Annotated in this window: 15 protein-coding genes; 13 read left to right on the plus strand and 2 right to left on the minus strand. The window is 38.9% G+C overall.

The genetic code is table 11. The annotated features are described in order from the left end of the window. Nucleotides 1-9: 9 nt before the first annotated feature. The 13 genes from WC614_09000 to WC614_09060 all read left to right on the plus strand — a co-directional run bounded on the left by WC614_09000 (nucleotide 10) and on the right by WC614_09060 (nucleotide 13,101). A complete protein-coding gene (locus tag WC614_09000; protein ID MFA5033144.1) occupies nucleotides 10-1,521 on the plus strand; it encodes a T9SS type A sorting domain-containing protein in 1,512 nt (503 codons plus the stop codon). 57 nt (nucleotides 1,522-1,578) lie between these two features. Further along, complete coding sequence (locus tag WC614_09005) at nucleotides 1,579-4,026, plus strand: DUF3160 domain-containing protein (protein ID MFA5033145.1); 2,448 nt, start codon at nucleotides 1,579-1,581, stop codon at nucleotides 4,024-4,026. 53 nt (nucleotides 4,027-4,079) lie between these two features. Further along, the gene (locus WC614_09010) at nucleotides 4,080-6,839 is read left to right on the plus strand and encodes a kelch repeat-containing protein (protein ID MFA5033146.1); all 2,760 of its coding nucleotides are present in this window, start codon (nucleotides 4,080-4,082) and stop codon (nucleotides 6,837-6,839) included. 614 nt (nucleotides 6,840-7,453) lie between these two features. Beyond that, complete coding sequence (locus WC614_09015; GenBank protein MFA5033147.1) at nucleotides 7,454-7,837, plus strand: response regulator; 384 nt, start codon at nucleotides 7,454-7,456, stop codon at nucleotides 7,835-7,837. Continuing rightward, the gene (locus WC614_09020) at nucleotides 7,834-8,214 is read left to right on the plus strand and encodes an STAS/SEC14 domain-containing protein (GenBank protein ID MFA5033148.1); all 381 of its coding nucleotides are present in this window, start codon (nucleotides 7,834-7,836) and stop codon (nucleotides 8,212-8,214) included. Before WC614_09015 ends, WC614_09020 begins: the two co-directional genes overlap by 4 nt. Nucleotides 8,215-8,222: 8 nt before the next feature. Beyond that, entirely contained in the window at nucleotides 8,223-8,609 is a 387-nt protein-coding gene (locus WC614_09025; protein MFA5033149.1) for an STAS/SEC14 domain-containing protein, read from the plus strand. An 8-nt stretch (nucleotides 8,610-8,617) separates the two neighbouring features. After that, the gene (locus tag WC614_09030) at nucleotides 8,618-9,001 is read left to right on the plus strand and encodes an STAS/SEC14 domain-containing protein (GenBank protein MFA5033150.1); all 384 of its coding nucleotides are present in this window, start codon (nucleotides 8,618-8,620) and stop codon (nucleotides 8,999-9,001) included. 10 nt (nucleotides 9,002-9,011) lie between these two features. Continuing rightward, nucleotides 9,012-9,398, plus strand: coding sequence for an STAS/SEC14 domain-containing protein (locus WC614_09035; GenBank protein MFA5033151.1), 387 nt, complete (start codon nucleotides 9,012-9,014; stop codon nucleotides 9,396-9,398). Continuing rightward, on the plus strand, nucleotides 9,383-10,735 hold the full coding sequence (locus WC614_09040; GenBank protein ID MFA5033152.1) for an ATP-binding protein: 1,353 nt from the start codon (nucleotides 9,383-9,385) through the stop codon (nucleotides 10,733-10,735). The genes WC614_09035 and WC614_09040 overlap by 16 nt, the downstream gene beginning before the upstream one ends. After that, nucleotides 10,732-11,118: a response regulator gene (locus WC614_09045; GenBank protein MFA5033153.1), complete on the plus strand. Its 387-nt coding sequence runs from the start codon at nucleotides 10,732-10,734 to the stop codon at nucleotides 11,116-11,118. The genes WC614_09040 and WC614_09045 overlap by 4 nt, the downstream gene beginning before the upstream one ends. A gap of 288 nt (nucleotides 11,119-11,406) precedes the next feature. Further along, nucleotides 11,407-12,486 (plus strand): PilT/PilU family type 4a pilus ATPase, encoded by a 1,080-nt coding sequence (locus tag WC614_09050; protein MFA5033154.1) that lies wholly within the window; start codon nucleotides 11,407-11,409, stop codon nucleotides 12,484-12,486. Nucleotides 12,487-12,621: 135 nt separating this feature from the next. Further along, nucleotides 12,622-12,852 (plus strand): hypothetical protein, encoded by a 231-nt coding sequence (locus WC614_09055; protein ID MFA5033155.1) that lies wholly within the window; start codon nucleotides 12,622-12,624, stop codon nucleotides 12,850-12,852. Further along, nucleotides 12,853-13,101: a type II toxin-antitoxin system RelE/ParE family toxin gene (locus tag WC614_09060; GenBank protein MFA5033156.1), complete on the plus strand. Its 249-nt coding sequence runs from the start codon at nucleotides 12,853-12,855 to the stop codon at nucleotides 13,099-13,101. It begins immediately after the preceding gene. A gap of 100 nt (nucleotides 13,102-13,201) precedes the next feature. Here the strand turns inward: WC614_09060 and WC614_09065 are convergent, their stop codons facing one another. Beyond that, nucleotides 13,202-14,218, minus strand: coding sequence for a DUF1835 domain-containing protein (locus tag WC614_09065; protein ID MFA5033157.1), 1,017 nt, complete (start codon nucleotides 14,216-14,218; stop codon nucleotides 13,202-13,204). A 171-nt stretch (nucleotides 14,219-14,389) separates the two neighbouring features. Continuing rightward, nucleotides 14,390-16,132, minus strand: coding sequence for a T9SS type A sorting domain-containing protein (locus WC614_09070; GenBank protein ID MFA5033158.1), 1,743 nt, complete (start codon nucleotides 16,130-16,132; stop codon nucleotides 14,390-14,392). Nucleotides 16,133-16,604: the final 472 nt, after the last annotated feature.

The raw sequence follows: 16,604 nt of genomic DNA on the forward strand, positions 1-16,604 counted from the left end.
GGGAGCTCTATGATTAAAAAATGTTTTCTCTGGCTTTTTGTAATACTTTCTTTTTCCTTTCAAAATCTCAACGCGCAGGACTTTGCGATTTCTACGGCTAATCAAGACCAACTCTATCCTGACGTTGCTTTTGACGGAACTAACTTCTGGACTGTATGGGCGGATAAAAGAAGCGGGACTTTCCAAATATATGGCGCAAGAATAACCCCAAACGGATTGCTGTTGGATACAAACGGGATATTACTTGCAAGCCTGCCGGATACTGATTATACAATGCCTTCCGTGGCTTTCGGAGATAGTGCCGGGTGTATTGCTTTTAATGTTGATATAGATACAATAAAGCCATCAGGCAATTTATTTAAGAATGTTGGCGCGTTGAGATTTTACAAGAATGGAAATATAATGGATAGTATTCCTAAATTTATATATGGCTATAAACTTGGCAACTTCGACTATTTTAATCATATAGGCGTTCCAACCGTTATATATGGAAAAACTCATTTCTTTTTATTTATTAACAGCGAATGGCAGTATATCTTTGAAGGTGGCTATGACGGAAGTATACTTGCGTTAACCGATAGCGCTTTTACTACTCAATTTGCCGATAAAGCTTTTTTTGGAATTAACTCCATGAATATAGGAGGTGCTTTAACCGGTATCTGGAACGGAGAAAAAATGTTGGGAGTGTGGGATTGTGGATATTCTTCTGTAGTAGGACGTTTTTTTGAAGATAGTCTATATTATGACACCACGGGATTAGATACATTTAAGATTAACGATATGGCGTGTTATGGATATTCTGATAAACCAAGAGAATTAGCGTTTTCGGGTAGCCGTTATTTGCTTATTTCAGAAGGGAGTAATGGAATCTGGTATACCATTCTTTCCGATTCGGGAAAACCAATTGACTCTTTACCTACAATAATAAATAATGGGGGCTCTTTTCAGAGTTGGCCTACCTGCACATATTCGGATGGTAAATTCATAGCAGTATGGCAGAGTACTAACTTATACGGAGCTATAATTGATACGTTTGGAACAATAATTGATACGGGGTATATAAATTGTTCTTCCGTCTCTGTCTCTAAAATTACTCCCTCGCTTGTAACGGGAGCCGGTAAAACCCTACTTGTCTGGTCGGATCACAGAACGGGAGACTTCAATATTTACGGCAGTTTTATGTCCGCGGATAGTATAGAAATCGAAGAACCCTCCTCTCCTCAACCCAATCCCCCTTCGACTTCGCTCAGGGTAAACCAAAACCCCTTCTCTAAATCGACAACCATAACTTATTCTGTAGGAGGGATTTCCCAATCCCGATATCTTTCTCTTGCGATTTACGACATCGCCGGCAAATTAGTAAAATTTTTTCCAATAACTCAATTACCTAATTCCCCAATAACCAGTATCGCCTGGGATGGCACCGACAATAACGCAAAAGACCTGAAAACAGGAATCTATTTTGTGAGACTAACTACAGGTAATTTTAAGGAGACAAAGAAACTGATACTGATAAAATAATCTTTAATCTGTATATTTGATATTTTATTTTATATTTGATTTTGTAAAGGGGGGATTATGAAAAGATTCTTATTTTTAGTTGTTTTTATGTTTTCAAGCGCATCCGCATATTCACAGCAGATGATTGCCAATATAACGGATTCCGTTAAAACGGATTTCGGTACATATCATCCTTATGCGGTAAATGTTACTCCTGCCTGCACCACTTATACCGTAGATTCCGGATTCTCGAACGTGCCTGGCTTCAATTACTTCTCCTTTAGCGCCGGGGAAAGAAATTTACTGCGTAATAACGCATTCGTTGCAACACCTTCTGACTATATGGAAATGTACGATATTTATAATAACGCGCGGGTAAATGGAGTGCCAATATTCGTCTCCTGTGATGCGTTTTTAAATACTTATCATATACTGTACGATAAGTTACTCCAGACTATTGAAGTTGAGAAACTTGTAGGTGATATAAAAAACCTTACCGATACGCTTTATTCTAAAATCAAACAGGAATGGGATTCGACAAACACTGCGTCAGTAAAAGAAGCGCTCCGACTGGATATTGCTTATCTAAGCATCGCAAAAAAACTGCTTGATAGTACGTTTACTCAAATCCCCGAAGTGGCGGCACTTGTAGATACTGAACTTGCTCTTATTTATGCCCACCAGGGATATGCAACTTCGCCTTTATTTGCTTACTCTGAAGATTACAGCCAGTACGTGCCAAGAGGGCATTATACAAAAAGCGATACCCTGATGAAGTATTTTAGAACAATGATGTGGTACGGAAGAATGATTTTTGGCGTGAATACAAATACAAGAATGGCAGCGCTTCTGATTCACGGGATACATAACGTTAATGTAGGAAGCGAGACCGGTATTAAAGTATGGGAAAGAGTGTATTTGCCGACCGTATTCTTTGTCGGTAAAACCGACGACATTAATATCTACCAGTATTCTCAAATTATGGAAGAAGTTTATGGAAGCAATTTTGCCTCACTACCTCCGGATACTTTTGCCAATGATGCATTACTTAACGAATTCATTTCAAAAGCCGATTCACTCCCTGACCCTGCAATTCCAACTGCTGCGCCTAAAGGATTTGCGTTTATGTCACAACGATTTATCCCGGATTCCTGGATGTTCAGCCAATTGACTTTTGATAGAATCCCCGGTGCGAGAATGATGCCAAAGGGATTAGACGTGATGGCGGTTCTGGGGTCGGACGAAGCGTATACACTGCTTGATTCGGTATACGGTGAAACTAGTTATTCGGGATATGCGTCACAGATGACATATCTTAAAGGGTATTTTGATGCCCTGCCGGATGCTACCTGGGCGCAAAATCTTTACTGGAACTGGCTGTATTGTCTTATGCCGTTCACGTTTGAAAAAGGAACGGGTTTCCCGATATTTATGCAAAGTAAAGCATGGACACACAAAGAACTTTATGCCGCCCTCGGAAGCTGGGCGCAATTGCGACACGATACAATATTGTATGCAAAACAAAGCGCTTCTTTGGGAATGCCATCCTCTTCGCCTACGGTTCATGGATACGTAGAGCCAAACCCCTGGTTTTTTGCAAGACTGGCTTCACTTGCAAACTATATGAAAACGGGATTGAAAAGCCTTGACCTGATTTCAAACGATTTTGAAGCAAGACTTACAGGGCTTGAAAAACTACTGCTTGTGTTTAAGACAATATCGGAAGAAGAACTTACAAACCAGTCCATAACCGACAAGGAAGATAACGCAATTACGGGAGTAGGTGCTGAAATGGCGAAACTTGTGTTGTTTGAAGGATGTTTTCAGTATTATGGCAGCCATACTTATACTACGGAGTTTAACTACGGCGACGACCAGATGCCGGTTATTGCTGACGTTCATACTGCCGACGCAAGTTGCCTTGAAGAAGGTGTCGGATACCCGTTTAACCTGTATGTGATAGTTCCTCTGAATGGTGTTTTGACGGTAACATGGGGAGCAGGTTTTTCGTATTATGAATTTACACGGCCAAGCTCCAATAGACTTACCGATGGAGAGTGGCAAAGCATCTTGCAAACTAATCCTCCGGACGTGCCTGTTTGGGCGGCAAGTTTTATTGATACAACACAACTCGGGGCGATTACGAGTCCACAACATTTTATAAGCAGTAATTATTGGGATATCCAGGATTTCGAACCCGGGGTGGAAGAACCCTCGATTTTGGATCGCGAATTGCGAAATGCGGAATTAAAGATATTAAAAAATAAGATTTATTTATCCGTTCCTAATAACTATTATGGAACATCTGGAACATCCCGCTCAGGTGTCAACCGTCTTGGCGGTGGCACTAATATCCTATTAACTATTTACGATTTAACAGGTAGACTTCAAAACACTGTCTATCAAGGCACATTAACTAAAGGCAATTATACTTTCACTCCCAATATACGCAAGAGCGGAATATATTTTGTGAGACTAACTACAGGTAATTGTAAGGAGACAAAGAAACTAATACTGATAAAATAATCTTTAATCTGTATATTTGATATTTAATATTTTATTTGTTAAAAGGGGGCAATATGAATAAATGTATGAAGTTTGTTTTCGCGCTTCTCTTCTGTGGAAGCGTAGTATATGGGACAGGCAGGTGGTCGTTAACCGGAAGTTTGAATACGGCAAGATCCGGCGCTCAGTCTGTAATGCTCACGGACTCCAAAATTATGGTGTTTGGGGGGCTGTCAAGTCAAGCTTGCACGACTTACGAAGTGCTTGACCCCGCTACAGGAATATGGGAAATGGCTTGCTACGATAGTGCTTTAGAAGGAAATGACCACACTACTGCAGTTTTACTACCGAGTGGAAATGTTTTGCTTGAAAATAATCATGGGAAGCTCTGGCTTTATGCCCCTACAATAAATACATGGCAAAATACTTGGTTAAGCTGGCAAACATCTGCTTCTGGGTCACTGCGAGAATGTTGGAATCTATTGAATGATGGCAGAGTGCTCTTTGTTGACCACCCGGGTGGAATACCTTGTTATCTTTACGAATGGGACTTAGATACTTTGCGCAGGATTGCCGATAACATTGATGGTCCAAATTCTTTGTATGACCGCAGTGATGCAGCAGAAGTGAGACTGCCAAATGGCACGGCAATGGTGGTGGGCGGGCAGAGACTTGATATGGGGATTTATAAATCTTGCGAAATTTTTGACCCGGGCACGGAAACATTTAGTTACACGGATTCCCTGTTAACTGGATTGACTCGACACGTGGCCGTTTTATTAAGGACAAATCCTCAAAAAGTATTAACCGCCGGTGGGCCGACAACGACATCCCAGTTGTATGATGCCTCAACCCAAAAATGGTCGTATTCGGGAGCACAAAATATTTCCCCGAGATTAATACCGGCATTGGCTTTACTCCCAAATGGCAAAGCATTGTTAATGGGAGGAAGCGGGTTAAATAGTTGTGAACTTTATGACCCGTTGACCGGGATGTGGACAAATACAGACCCTATGACAGTAGATAGATGGCATTTTTCTGCTACAATTCTACCTACGGGTAAAGTTTTAGCTTGTGGCGAATATAATCAAGGTGGCGACGTAAGAACCGAAATTTATGACCCTGCGGAAAATGCAGGATGGACGACTAAAGCACAATTGAATGAACCTCGCTGCGCGGCTACCGCAACATTACTGCCAAGAAAATATGCTGCTAATTGTTCGTCAAATGTTCTTATCGTTGGCGGAGAAGATAGCGCCGGAACGGCATTGGCTTCCTGCGAATTGCTTAGCTATCGATTTGATACTACCGTATATACGGGTTCATTAAATACCCCAAGAACACACCATACTACAAATTTGACGGCTGATCCGGACGGTAAAGTTTTTGTTACGGGTGGAAAAGGCACGGGTGGAACGGCATTGAGTTCTTGCGAAATCTATAGTTTATCCGGAGCAACCCGGGAAACCTGGACAAATAATGTCTCAATGAGCACTCCAAGATTTGACCATGCTTCTACTTTATTAAAAGATGGAACTATATTTGTAACCGGGGGAGAAAACACCGCTTATACAAACACTTGTGAAATATTTAATGGTAGCATATGGATAACTACAGGAGCAATGACAACTGCAAGAGCAAGACATTCGGCGGTTTTGTTGCTAAACGGAAATGTAATGGTAACCGGTGGAGAAACCTCCGCAGGAACTCCAACCAATACTTGCGAAATGTGGAACCCCGCAGCAGGAACATGGACATCTGTCGGGAATATGACTACTGCCCGCTGCTGGCACAGCGCTGTTTTATTACAGAACGGAAAAGTGCTTGTGATAGGCGGAAAAAATGGAAGCGGAACTGCTCTCTCAAGTTGTGAAATTTATGATCCAACTACAGGACAATGGACAGCGGAAACAAATCTAAATCAGGCGCGTTATTTACACAGCGCTACAATGACTTATGCGGGACTCGTAATGGTTTCCGGTGGAAACGGAGACTTAACATCCTGCGAATTGTATGACCCCGCAACTCACGAATGGAAAAATACCGGCACGCTTACTTCGGGAAGAAGCTATTTTTCAACTATCCTTGTCCCGGGCATTAAGCCTTTTGTTTATGCAATCGGAGGAAGTAGCGGCGGTAACGTTCTTGGCTCTATAGAAAGATTTGATTTTGGATTGGGATACGAATCACCATGGCAATCAAGAATATATAATTACTCTCCTGTAACGTGTATATCTTCTACTATGGATATAGAAGGTTCGCTTTTCAGAGACATAACGGAAGCGGATGGCGGAAATCATTGTCACGTATCAAACCAGGATCATCCGATTATTTCTCTTGTGCGCATTGGCGGCGGGAACTTCCAGAGTAACGGCGGCGGAGACATTATTACTATGCCTTTAAGCTCTTACTGGGATACCTCCCGTACAACTGTGCATCCGCAAGTATCGGATTTTATGGGATATTATAGATTATGGTCAATAGTAAACGGGATTCCTTGTCTTTGGTTTGAAGGAGGTATAGGAGCAGAAGAAAAATCAAATATCAAATCACCGCCAGGGCGGGATGTCGCTATGCTCCAAATCCTAAAGAACCCATTCTCTAAATCAACGGTCATAACTTATTTTGTGGGAGAGGTTTCCCAACCTCGATATGTTTCTCTTGCGATTTACGATTTATCAGGCCGTTGTTTAAAAACACTAGTTAAGGGAGAGAAAAAAGCAGGGAATTATAGTATTAATCTGAATGCAAAAGACCTGAAAACAGGAATATATTTTGTTAAACTAACAGCGGGGAATTATAGTGTAACGGAGAAAATGATTTTGTTAAAATAGAACCCAGCTGAGCCCAGAGGGCTTGATATCCGCCTCAGGCGGAGAAGAATCTAATATAATTACAGAAATAAAGAAAAATTACAATTATAAAGCAATAACGTAGGAAACAGGCATGCCTGTTCCCTACGAATATCCTTATGTATTCTGTTCCGTGTTAATCTCGTGCAATTCTCTTTTAATCCCTGTTAAATTTTTCTGTTTTTCGGATTGGAGTTTACCCCGCTTATTAGGCGGGGTGGTAGTCTGTTCTCTGTAGTGCACTCTTCATTTTCTGTGTTCTCTATTTTTATCTGTCTTGTTGTCTTTTTTTTACTTCTCCCCTTTGTGTCCCCTGTGGTTGATTTTTTATTTCCTTTTCTTTGCGCCTTTGCGTGAGATATTGTTTTTATGTTTTTTCTGCTTTTGTGATGGGCTTTTGGTTTTTCCGTTTTCTGTTATCCGTGGCTAAATATTATATGTTCTCTGCTTTTCATTTTCTTTTCTTAGTGTTTCATCTTTTCATCGTAGTCTTTTTGTTTACGATTTTCTTTGTTTACCCAATAATAATTAATAAACATTGACAAAGCAAAATTTGTTGCGGATAATAAATTCACCGAAACGATAGATAAATAAATATGAAAGAGAAAATATTAATCGTGGATGATGATTCCCATCTGATTACCCTGTTGCAGTTCAATCTGGAAGACGAAGGGTACCTCGTTAAGTCCGCAAAAGATGGCAAACAAGCGTTAAATATAATGAAAAAAGATAAAATCGACTTAATAATTACCGATATGATGATGCCGGGAATGGACGGACTGGAATTATGCAGACGGGTAAAAAACGAGCCTTTGTGGAAATCTTGTCCCGTAATAATGCTCACTGCAAGAGTTCAACTTTCGGATAAGGAAAAAGGGAAAGAGGCAGGGGTTGACGACTACATTGCTAAACCCTTTCAAATAAAGGAATTGCTTGCTTCGGTAAAAAAGAACCTGAAACTATATTCAAATAAGAAATGAACAAAAAAAGAAGAAAAATATTAATAGGGAATCATACTTTCTTTCTCGGCGAAGACAATATATTATATATAACTATTGTCGGAGAAATTACCAATAAACAGGTAGATATGACGGTTGAAACAGTTACTAAACTCCTGGGTATGGTTAAAAAAAAGGTAAATGTACTGGTAGATATAAACAAAGCAGGAAAACCTTCCGTTAAAACAAGGAACCTTGTCCCGGAATTCCAGAATAATAAAAAAGTCGGGAAGACTGCCATTTTTGGACTAACGCCGGTCGCAAAAGTAATAGCTTCTTTTGCTAAAGGGACTGCTAAAAATGGAGATATGAGATTTTGTGATACAAAGGAATTAGCAATTGCTTGGTTAAAAGAGTAATACAAAAAATGAAAAAACAGGGAATAGAAATTTTGGCAGGGAAGAATAGAGTATATTTCGGAGAAGATAAAATACTCTATGCAGATTTTGTTGGAGAACTTACGGTAGAAACACTAAACTTGTTATACGACTTTTTTAATCTTAATAAAAGCAAAATGATGGTTGAAGGAAAAGTAAAAATACTTTTAGATATCACGAGTTTGGGAAAACCTTCTATGGAAGCAAGAAAATTGACTTATATGTTGAGCTTAAATAAAGATATTGGGAAGTTTGCCATAATTGGACTTAATCCGGTCGCAAGAGTAATTGCAGCTTTTTTTATGGGAAACTCCCAAAAAAAAGACGTAAAGTTTTTCAGCACGAAAGAAAGCGCGATTGAATGGTTAAAAGAGTAATACAAAAAATGAAAAAACAGGAAATGGAAGTGCGGTTAGGAAAAAGCAGAATTCATTTTGGAGAAGATAAAATATTTTGCGCAACTATTGTTGGAGAGTATACTACGGAAATGGCAAAACTAACGTACGAATTTTTCGAACTCCATAAAACCGAAATGATGGTTGACGGAAAGGTAAGACTGTTTATAGACCTTACGAATGCAAGAAAAGCTTCTGCGGAAGCAAAAGAATTTATGCACCGGTTAAGTAACGATATCGGTAAGATTGCTTTGGTAGGATTTAATCCCGTTGCAAAAGTAATCGCATCTTTTTTTATGGGAAATTCCAAAAAGAAAAATATAAATTTTTTCAATACACAAGAAGATGCAATTGAATGGCTGAAAGAAGAATGATTCGTCTAAAATGAAAAAACAAGAAAAAGAAATATTGGCAGGGCAAAATAGATTATGTTTCGGAGAAGATAAAATCCTTTACGCGACTCTTGTCGGAGACCTTTCTGCGGAAATAGTAAATACGTTGTATAAATTCTTTGAACAAAATAAAAATGAAAATATGGTTGACGGGAAAGTAAGATTTTTTGTAGACCTTACGAATTCAGGGAAACCTTCTATGGAAGCAAGAAAATTGACTTATGCGCTGAGCGAAAGTAAAGACATCGGAAAATTTGCCATAATCGGAATGAATCCCGTTGCAAAAGTAATTGCGGCTTTCTTTATGGGAAATTCAAGAAAGAAAGGTATGAAATTTTTCAACACAAGGGAGGAAGCGCTTGAATGGCTAAAAAAATAATAACGTCAGACACATTTAAGAAAATTACCTGTAACAACGGAGTTTGTGACTCCGACGAAACAATAATTCGTATTAATAAGATGATTGAGATTGTTATGAACGTGGCAAAAGGGATTTACTCTGAACAAGTTCAACTCTCGGATAAAAACGACGAGATTGATGCGCTTGGAATAGGTGTAAATATGATGATTGACGATATTAAAAAAAACGTTGAAAGAATTAAGAAAGAAAAAATTAACATTGATAAACAAGAAAAAAGAAGAACTATAGAACTTGAAGAAGAGCGGAATAAATTTTACGCCACAGCTGAAAGTATATTTGATGGTATACTCGTAATAGATTCCAAGGGCAATATTCTAACAGTGAATTCGGCATCCGAAGGGTTATTGGGTATCAAAAAAGAACAGGTAATAGGACGACATATACTTGATTGTTTAGAGGATGTGAAAATTTTAGACCTGGCAACCCGAAAGTTAGAAGCAGGAAATGAATATTATACGGAAGAACTTATAATTACGGATAGGATAACCAACACAGAAAAAATCTTGAACGGACGAATATCTTCCGTCTTTACCCGGGCAGGAAAAAGATTGGGAACGGTAATAGTCCTGAGAGATATCACAAAAGAAAAAGAAGCTGAAAGAATGAAAAATGAATTTGTATCAAACGTATCCCATGAAATCAGAACCCCCCTGTCTTCTATAAAAGGTTTTGTTGATACCCTTCTTATGGTTAAAGTTTCCGAAGCCGAACGTAAAAAGTTTTTAAACATAATCAAACAGGAATCAAATAGGTTAAACCAGCTTATTAGTGATTTGCTTGACCTTTCCCGCATTGAATCTAGGAGGGTGGAACTTAAATTTGAACCCGTTGACGTTTTAAAAAAATTAGAAGCCGTAAAATCGGAAATTTACGGTAAAATCTCACGGAAAAACCTTTTCTTTGAGATAAAAGTTCCGGGTTCTTTGCCACCGGTAAAAGCCGATAAAAATGCTTTGTTCCAAATTCTTGTCAATCTTATTAGTAATGCAATTAAGTTTACGGAAAAAGGAGGAAAGATTGATGTGAAAGCGGAACTGTGCAATAAAAAAGAGCGTGTCAAATTTTCTGTCCGGGATACGGGTTATGGAATAGAAGAAAAATACTGGGGAAAAATATTCGAAAAATTCTACAGAATCGAAACTTCGTCGCACAAAATTCCGGGGACAGGTCTTGGCTTATCTATTGTTAAAGATTTGGTGGAAAAACATAACGGAAAAATATGGGTAGAAAGTAAACCCGGGGAAGGTAGCACCTTTTACTTTACTATACCGGTTTTTACCAAAGGGGAAAAATGAGAGACATAGATACGTTACAAAAAATACTCGTAATAGACGATGAATACAACCTATGCACGCTTCTGCGGTTTCATTTGCAGATGGAAGGATTTAAAGTGTTTACTGCTCATAATGCGGCAGACGGTGTAGAAGCGGCAAAAACGAATCTTCCCGACCTTATCCTGCTTGACGTAAAAATGCCTGATGCGGACGGCATACAGGTATGTAAAATCTTAAAAAGAACTCGTAAAACCAGGCATATCCCTATATTTATGATTACGGGACTATCCCAGATGGGCGTTATGGAAGACGCCTTTAAAGCGGGCGCAAGCGATTACATTTCAAAACCTTTTGACGTGACTACAATCGTGGAAGTAGTTACCGAAAAATTCTTAAAACTCTAACTCGGTCTCCCTATTTTTAACTCTAAACTCTTTACTCTCACCCCTCTTTCTTTATCTGCGGGTTCAACCCGTTCTCTGTTTTTCGTTTTCTTTTCTTAGTTTTTCGCGTTTTTGTGATAGCTTTTTTTGTTCTCTGTTATCCGTGTACTTCTGTGACATTCTGTGGCTGAAATTTTTTCCGTTTTCCGCTTTTTTATTTGATTAGAGTCTCTTTTTCATTGACAAACATTAAATTAAGTACCATTCATAATATATAATATTTTTGTAAGAAAAGCAGGAGGAACGAAAATGAATTTTAAGATATTACTTGAAAATGCTTATAATGAAAAAATATCGGATATACATTTGAAAGTCGGAACTCCCCCTATATTCAAGAAAGACGGCAAACTGACTCCTCTTGAGTTGCCCCCGGTTACGTTAGAAGAGATGAATAATATCCTGTCTCAGATTTTAAGTGATGCCCAATCAAAAACTTTTGAAAGTACAAAAGAATTGGATTTTGCCATTGCATCGGAAAAAATGGGAAGATTCAGGGTTAATCTTTACAGGGAAAAAGGAACGCCCGCACTCGCAATGAGGTTCGTTCCCCAGATAATAAAAGGTCTGGAAGAATTAAATGTCCCTACGATATTAAAGGAATGGAGCTTGAAACCAAGAGGCTTAATACTATGCACCGGAACGGTAGGAAGCGGAAAGTCTACAACTATAGCGGCAATGCTTGAATATATCAACCAGAACGCAGCAAGAAACATAATAACGGTGGAAGATCCCATAGAATTTATATTTGAAGAAAAGAAATCCATAATATCCCAGAGGGAAGTCGGCATTGACACTTTATCCTTTGCGACTGCCTTAAAGCAAATATTCAGGCAGGACCCGGATGTCATATTCGTGGGAGAAATGAGAGACGTGGAAACCGTGGATATATCCTTAAAAGCCGCGGATACCGGTCATCTTGTAGTTTCAACACTGCACACTATGAATGCTATGGAAACCATAAACAGAATAATATCTTTTTTCCCTCCACACCAGCACCAACACATAAGGATACTCCTTGCCGCAAGTCTTGTCGGAGTTATGTCTTTAAGATTATTGCCAAAAGCGGACGGACAGGGAAGAGTCCCGGCGTGTGAAGTTATGGTAGCTACCGATTTGATAAAAGAGTACATTATTGACCAGACGAAAACAAAATTTATACAAGGCGCAATAGAAGACGGGAAAATGTATTATAGTATGTTATCTTTTGATGCTTCAGTTATGGCGCTTTATAAACAGGGATCGATTTCCCTGGAAACTGCAATGCGGGCAGCTACCAACCCGGCGGACTTCGAACTTAAACTTAAAGGTATACAGGGAAGGTCGTACTAAACTACGAAAGCGGAAAATAGTAACGGATAGTTAATATAGAAATTACCATATAATACTTCAGATATGTAAAAAAAATTATTGACATCATCGGGAATTGACAATAATGTGTGCCCGTTAGATAAAGGGAGGAGGAGTATGGCAAAAACGTTGACCTTAAAAGATTTAACTCTTGATGAGTTTAACTCTCTGGTGTCTACTACGGTTAAAAAGACGGTAAAAGAGGCTATGGAAGACGTAATGGAAGATATGCTCGCGCTTTACAGTAAAGAATACATAAACTCTATAGAAGAAGCAAGAGAAGACTATAAGACAGGACGAATAAAATCTATTGAAGAAATATCAAAAAGAAGTAAGCCCCGAACTTAAATGTATAAAGTAGTTTTTACTCACAGAGCTATTAGGGATTTAAAGCTTATAGATAAGCAACTGCAAATTCAATTACTCAACAAGATAAAATGGTTTTCAAAAGAGCCATTAAAATATGCGCGCAAGTTAATTTCTACGAAAATAGGAAGTTATAGGTTTAGGATAGGAGATTATAGAGTAATTTTTGATGTTGTTGGTGAAAATATTGTAATCTTGAGAATTGGTCATAGAAAAGATATTTATAAGTAAAATTATTCTGCCTCATTTTTTGTCGAACCACATCTTTTTTACGGAGTTTATCCTGCTAACGGGACTCCAACTTATCTCCGCCTCAGGCGGACGACTGGGGTTAGTGTGACTTTGTGGTAGGAGTAATTAGTTTTTTATTTTTCTCGTCCCATCTATAGATATTATTTTTATTGATGTGGGTACCGCCGAGCCATTTGTCAATGCCGTTGATTTTTACGAAGTCTTTTTTCCCGCTTAAAACTTCTTTTCCCGTATCCGTGATGTAAACTCTCCATTTCCTTAAATCTTTCGGTGGATCCCATAAAGGCAAGTCCCCGCCCGTTACTTTTAGTAAAGGATGTTTTGCTTTTGACAATTTATGAAGACATTCCCATAAAGTAGTATCCCCCCAGAAAGGCCTTTCTTCTTTTAGTGATGCGTAAATAAAAATGTCGAAAAGTTTATTCTTTCCTTTGGCGACGGCTTCAAGCGCATTGTTCTCAAGTCTATTTAATCCATTTCTTAATGACGGAAATTGCTCAAAATGACGGATTAAAGCGTCGCGAAGAAATGGCAGCGCAGAAGTATCTTTTTCAATAAGTTGCCGGATTGCTATCGGAGTCGGCCAACAAAAAGCAGACCATGCTTTTTGAGCGAGAGCGTATTCTTCTTTTGTTACGGGATGTCTTGTCTTAAAAAGTGAAGCCATTTGTTTAGAATCTAACTGTCCCAATCCTCCAAATTTTTTAAACCCGGGAAACTTGCCCACACAAATAAGACTGATTTTTGTTTTACCTTTATTCTGTTTTGAGAACCAATCAAGTTGACGGATAAGGATTGTCTGGTCAAACAAACAGGCATCAAACCATAAAACGACTTCTTTGTAGTTGCGAAAACTTTCCAAAGATTTATCCTGTTTTGAGAGCCATCCTCTAACCTTTTTAAGCGGCAGTTTTTGTTCTGTTGTTTTAGAAATGTGTTTCGCGCGAATGTCGAGCCAGTCTTTATCGGACAATCCGGATGGCGTAGGTCCGTCTGAAAGAATATCACACCAAACTATAACGTCACCTTTTAGAGAGCTTTTTCTAAGCATTCCTGCAGATGAACCTCCGCAGTGAATATGTAATAAGTTTTTCATTTTTACTTAAAACTTCGATTAATGAAAGCAAATGCTCTTCTCTGCCCGATCTGCCTCAGGCGGACTTTCATCTGCCCGGCATTTTGTCATTCTGAATCCGCCTAAGGCGGAGAAGAATCTATTTAGAAAACAAACAGGGCGAATCCGTTTAGCGGATTCGCCCCTGAAAGTCTATTTTATTTTTAACAGTTTATGAGTTTCGGTGTATTTCCCGGTTTGTATTTTATACAAATAAACTCCGGGTGAAACGTTCTGTCCTGTTTCATTCAAGCCATCCCATATTATATTATGTTTGCCCTTTTTAACCCAATTGTCGGAAAGAACTTTTACCGTTCTTCCGCTTAAATCGTATACGGACACTTTTACATTGCCGTCCGATTTTAAACTGTAATGAATAGTCGTCTTGAATATGCAGGGATTTGGCATATTATAAATTTCGTATATTGCCCTGCTGCAGGCGCAATCGTTATCTTCAATTCCTATGGAATGCCAGCAAATCACGGTGTCGCGAACGGTCATATTGGTATCTATAAGAGGTAACGGAGTCAAATCAAGCGCATAATCCAAAAACGAACTATCTATGGAAACTGTTGGAGAATCTACAACAACGTTAACGGGTTTGAAACAAGTATCCGTTGCTTGTGAGCAGGTAATGAAGCCATTTTTATCAATTTTGGTAATCAGTGTATTTGTAGGTGTCCAGTTTGTTGGCCATTGTGTATAACCTGTGGCAGCATATATATCCGCGGGACCTTCTACGATATATTTGCCGTAGTCAGGCATATTCATATTATGTGTTCCGCACCCGGCCAATGCATTGGCCCATATTACTCCTCCGTTCTGGGTTATTTTAGTAATAAGCAAGTCATACGTTCCTGTAACTCCGGGAGTCGTTGCGCCCGTGAAAACGTAATTCCCGTCGGATGTTGGTTCAATACAACGTGATTCGGAAGAGTTGGCGATGTGGTAAGTCCTGCATTTTCCGTTCCAGAGCGGATGTAAATTTGGAGCAAGTTTTAAAACGATGATGTTTGTATCCGTGGTTCCCGTTAATATATATCCCGGTGGAGTGCTGTTTTTTACATTGTATGCGCAGTCGTATCGTCCCTGTCCTACGGGAGCTGCCATATAATCGTAAATGAATTTTGTTGCCGGGTCAATGGAACCGTCCGATTTTTTGCCTTTGAATATAAGCATAGAGGATATTGGTCCTTCTGGTTGATATCTTTTTCCCGCAACTACAAAAAGACTGCAGGGAGTTGAGGTAGAATCTTCAATAATGGAATATGCATATTCGCTTGATGGAAACATTCCCATAAAAATTTTACCGTAAGCCCATGCCCAGTTTATAACACCGGTCATGGAATTTACGCTCAATACCATTGCGTCGGAAAGTCCTCCGCAAGGTCCCGGCTCAACATGTCCGGCAACTAAATAATCCCCGCCGTCTTTTACTATCGAAAATGCATACGCATCAAGAAGCGTATGTTGTACGCCATAGGTTGTGGGATAAGTATTTCCCCATACCAGGTCTCCGTTGTTTGCTTTTATTTTTAATATGAGAGGATTTACTTTCCCTGTTTGCGAGGGTTTACAGTAGCCTGCGATAACATAATACCCGTCTCCGCTGTGGTCAACTATAATCGAGCGTCCCATATTCCTGAATTCTCCAGAAAATGCATAGTTTTTTGTCCATATTACAGTGCCGTCACTGACTTTTACTTTTGTGACTAATACTTCGTTTGCTGCTATTATACCCGGAGTTGTGTGCCCGACAGTTATATAAGCAGCGTCTACATTATCGTAAACAATTGAGTAAGCGCTATCGTTGTGAGATGTCCCAAGATGAAATACGTCATAAGCTTTTGCCCATGTTTGCCCTATCAACATCAACAGAATACTTAAATTTGCCATCTTTCCCCCTTGTTAAAAAGTTTTATATATACTATAAACAATTTTAATTACATTTCCTCCTTCAATAGTTCTTATTCTCTTCCTGTTATAAATAGATAATGTGGAGAAAATACTTTTGAAGTAATAGTTTGTCAATATTTTTTAAAAAAGCGTGAACAGATCTTGCCACTAAAACACGAAAAACAAGTTATCAACAGTGATTGAAAGCCCCGCTTTGCGGGATACCCTGCAAGCTGGACAAGAAGCTCTAAATATAAAAAGATGAGAGCTTCTAAGAAATCCCTAATTGTCTTTCGGACAAGCAAAGGCTTGATAAGAGTATAAGAGAAACGAAAAACAGAGAACAGAATATAGAAAATTCAGATAGGATTAATCTGCCCGAGGCATGATTATACAAAAAGTTGTAGGGTAAAAATAGCGGTATATATAAAAATTAGTTGACTAAAGGGAATAGTTGTTTATTATAGAAGAG

The sequence above is a fragment of the bacterium genome, assembly GCA_041649255.1.
Classification (GTDB): Bacteria; Hydrothermota; UBA3073; order JACQXS01; family JAQTXJ01; genus JAQTXJ01.

Excerpts from the sequence above, each read along its gene's own strand:
- WC614_09000 (MFA5033144.1), top strand. The coding sequence starts at position 10 with ATGATTAAAAAATGTTTTCTCTGGCTTTTTGTAATACTTTCTTTTTCC.
- WC614_09005 (MFA5033145.1), top strand. The coding sequence starts at position 1,579 with ATGAAAAGATTCTTATTTTTAGTTGTTTTTATGTTTTCAAGCGCATCC.
- WC614_09010 (MFA5033146.1), top strand. The coding sequence starts at position 4,080 with ATGAATAAATGTATGAAGTTTGTTTTCGCGCTTCTCTTCTGTGGAAGC.
- WC614_09015 (MFA5033147.1), top strand. The coding sequence starts at position 7,454 with ATGAAAGAGAAAATATTAATCGTGGATGATGATTCCCATCTGATTACC.
- WC614_09020 (MFA5033148.1), top strand. The coding sequence starts at position 7,834 with ATGAACAAAAAAAGAAGAAAAATATTAATAGGGAATCATACTTTCTTT.
- WC614_09025 (MFA5033149.1), top strand. The coding sequence starts at position 8,223 with ATGAAAAAACAGGGAATAGAAATTTTGGCAGGGAAGAATAGAGTATAT.
- WC614_09030 (MFA5033150.1), top strand. The coding sequence starts at position 8,618 with ATGAAAAAACAGGAAATGGAAGTGCGGTTAGGAAAAAGCAGAATTCAT.
- WC614_09035 (MFA5033151.1), top strand. The coding sequence starts at position 9,012 with ATGAAAAAACAAGAAAAAGAAATATTGGCAGGGCAAAATAGATTATGT.
- WC614_09040 (MFA5033152.1), top strand. The coding sequence starts at position 9,383 with ATGGCTAAAAAAATAATAACGTCAGACACATTTAAGAAAATTACCTGT.
- WC614_09045 (MFA5033153.1), top strand. The coding sequence starts at position 10,732 with ATGAGAGACATAGATACGTTACAAAAAATACTCGTAATAGACGATGAA.
- WC614_09050 (MFA5033154.1), top strand. The coding sequence starts at position 11,407 with ATGAATTTTAAGATATTACTTGAAAATGCTTATAATGAAAAAATATCG.
- WC614_09055 (MFA5033155.1), top strand. The coding sequence starts at position 12,622 with ATGGCAAAAACGTTGACCTTAAAAGATTTAACTCTTGATGAGTTTAAC.
- WC614_09060 (MFA5033156.1), top strand. The coding sequence starts at position 12,853 with ATGTATAAAGTAGTTTTTACTCACAGAGCTATTAGGGATTTAAAGCTT.
- WC614_09065 (MFA5033157.1), bottom strand. The coding sequence starts at position 14,218 with ATGAAAAACTTATTACATATTCACTGCGGAGGTTCATCTGCAGGAATG.
- WC614_09070 (MFA5033158.1), bottom strand. The coding sequence starts at position 16,132 with ATGGCAAATTTAAGTATTCTGTTGATGTTGATAGGGCAAACATGGGCA.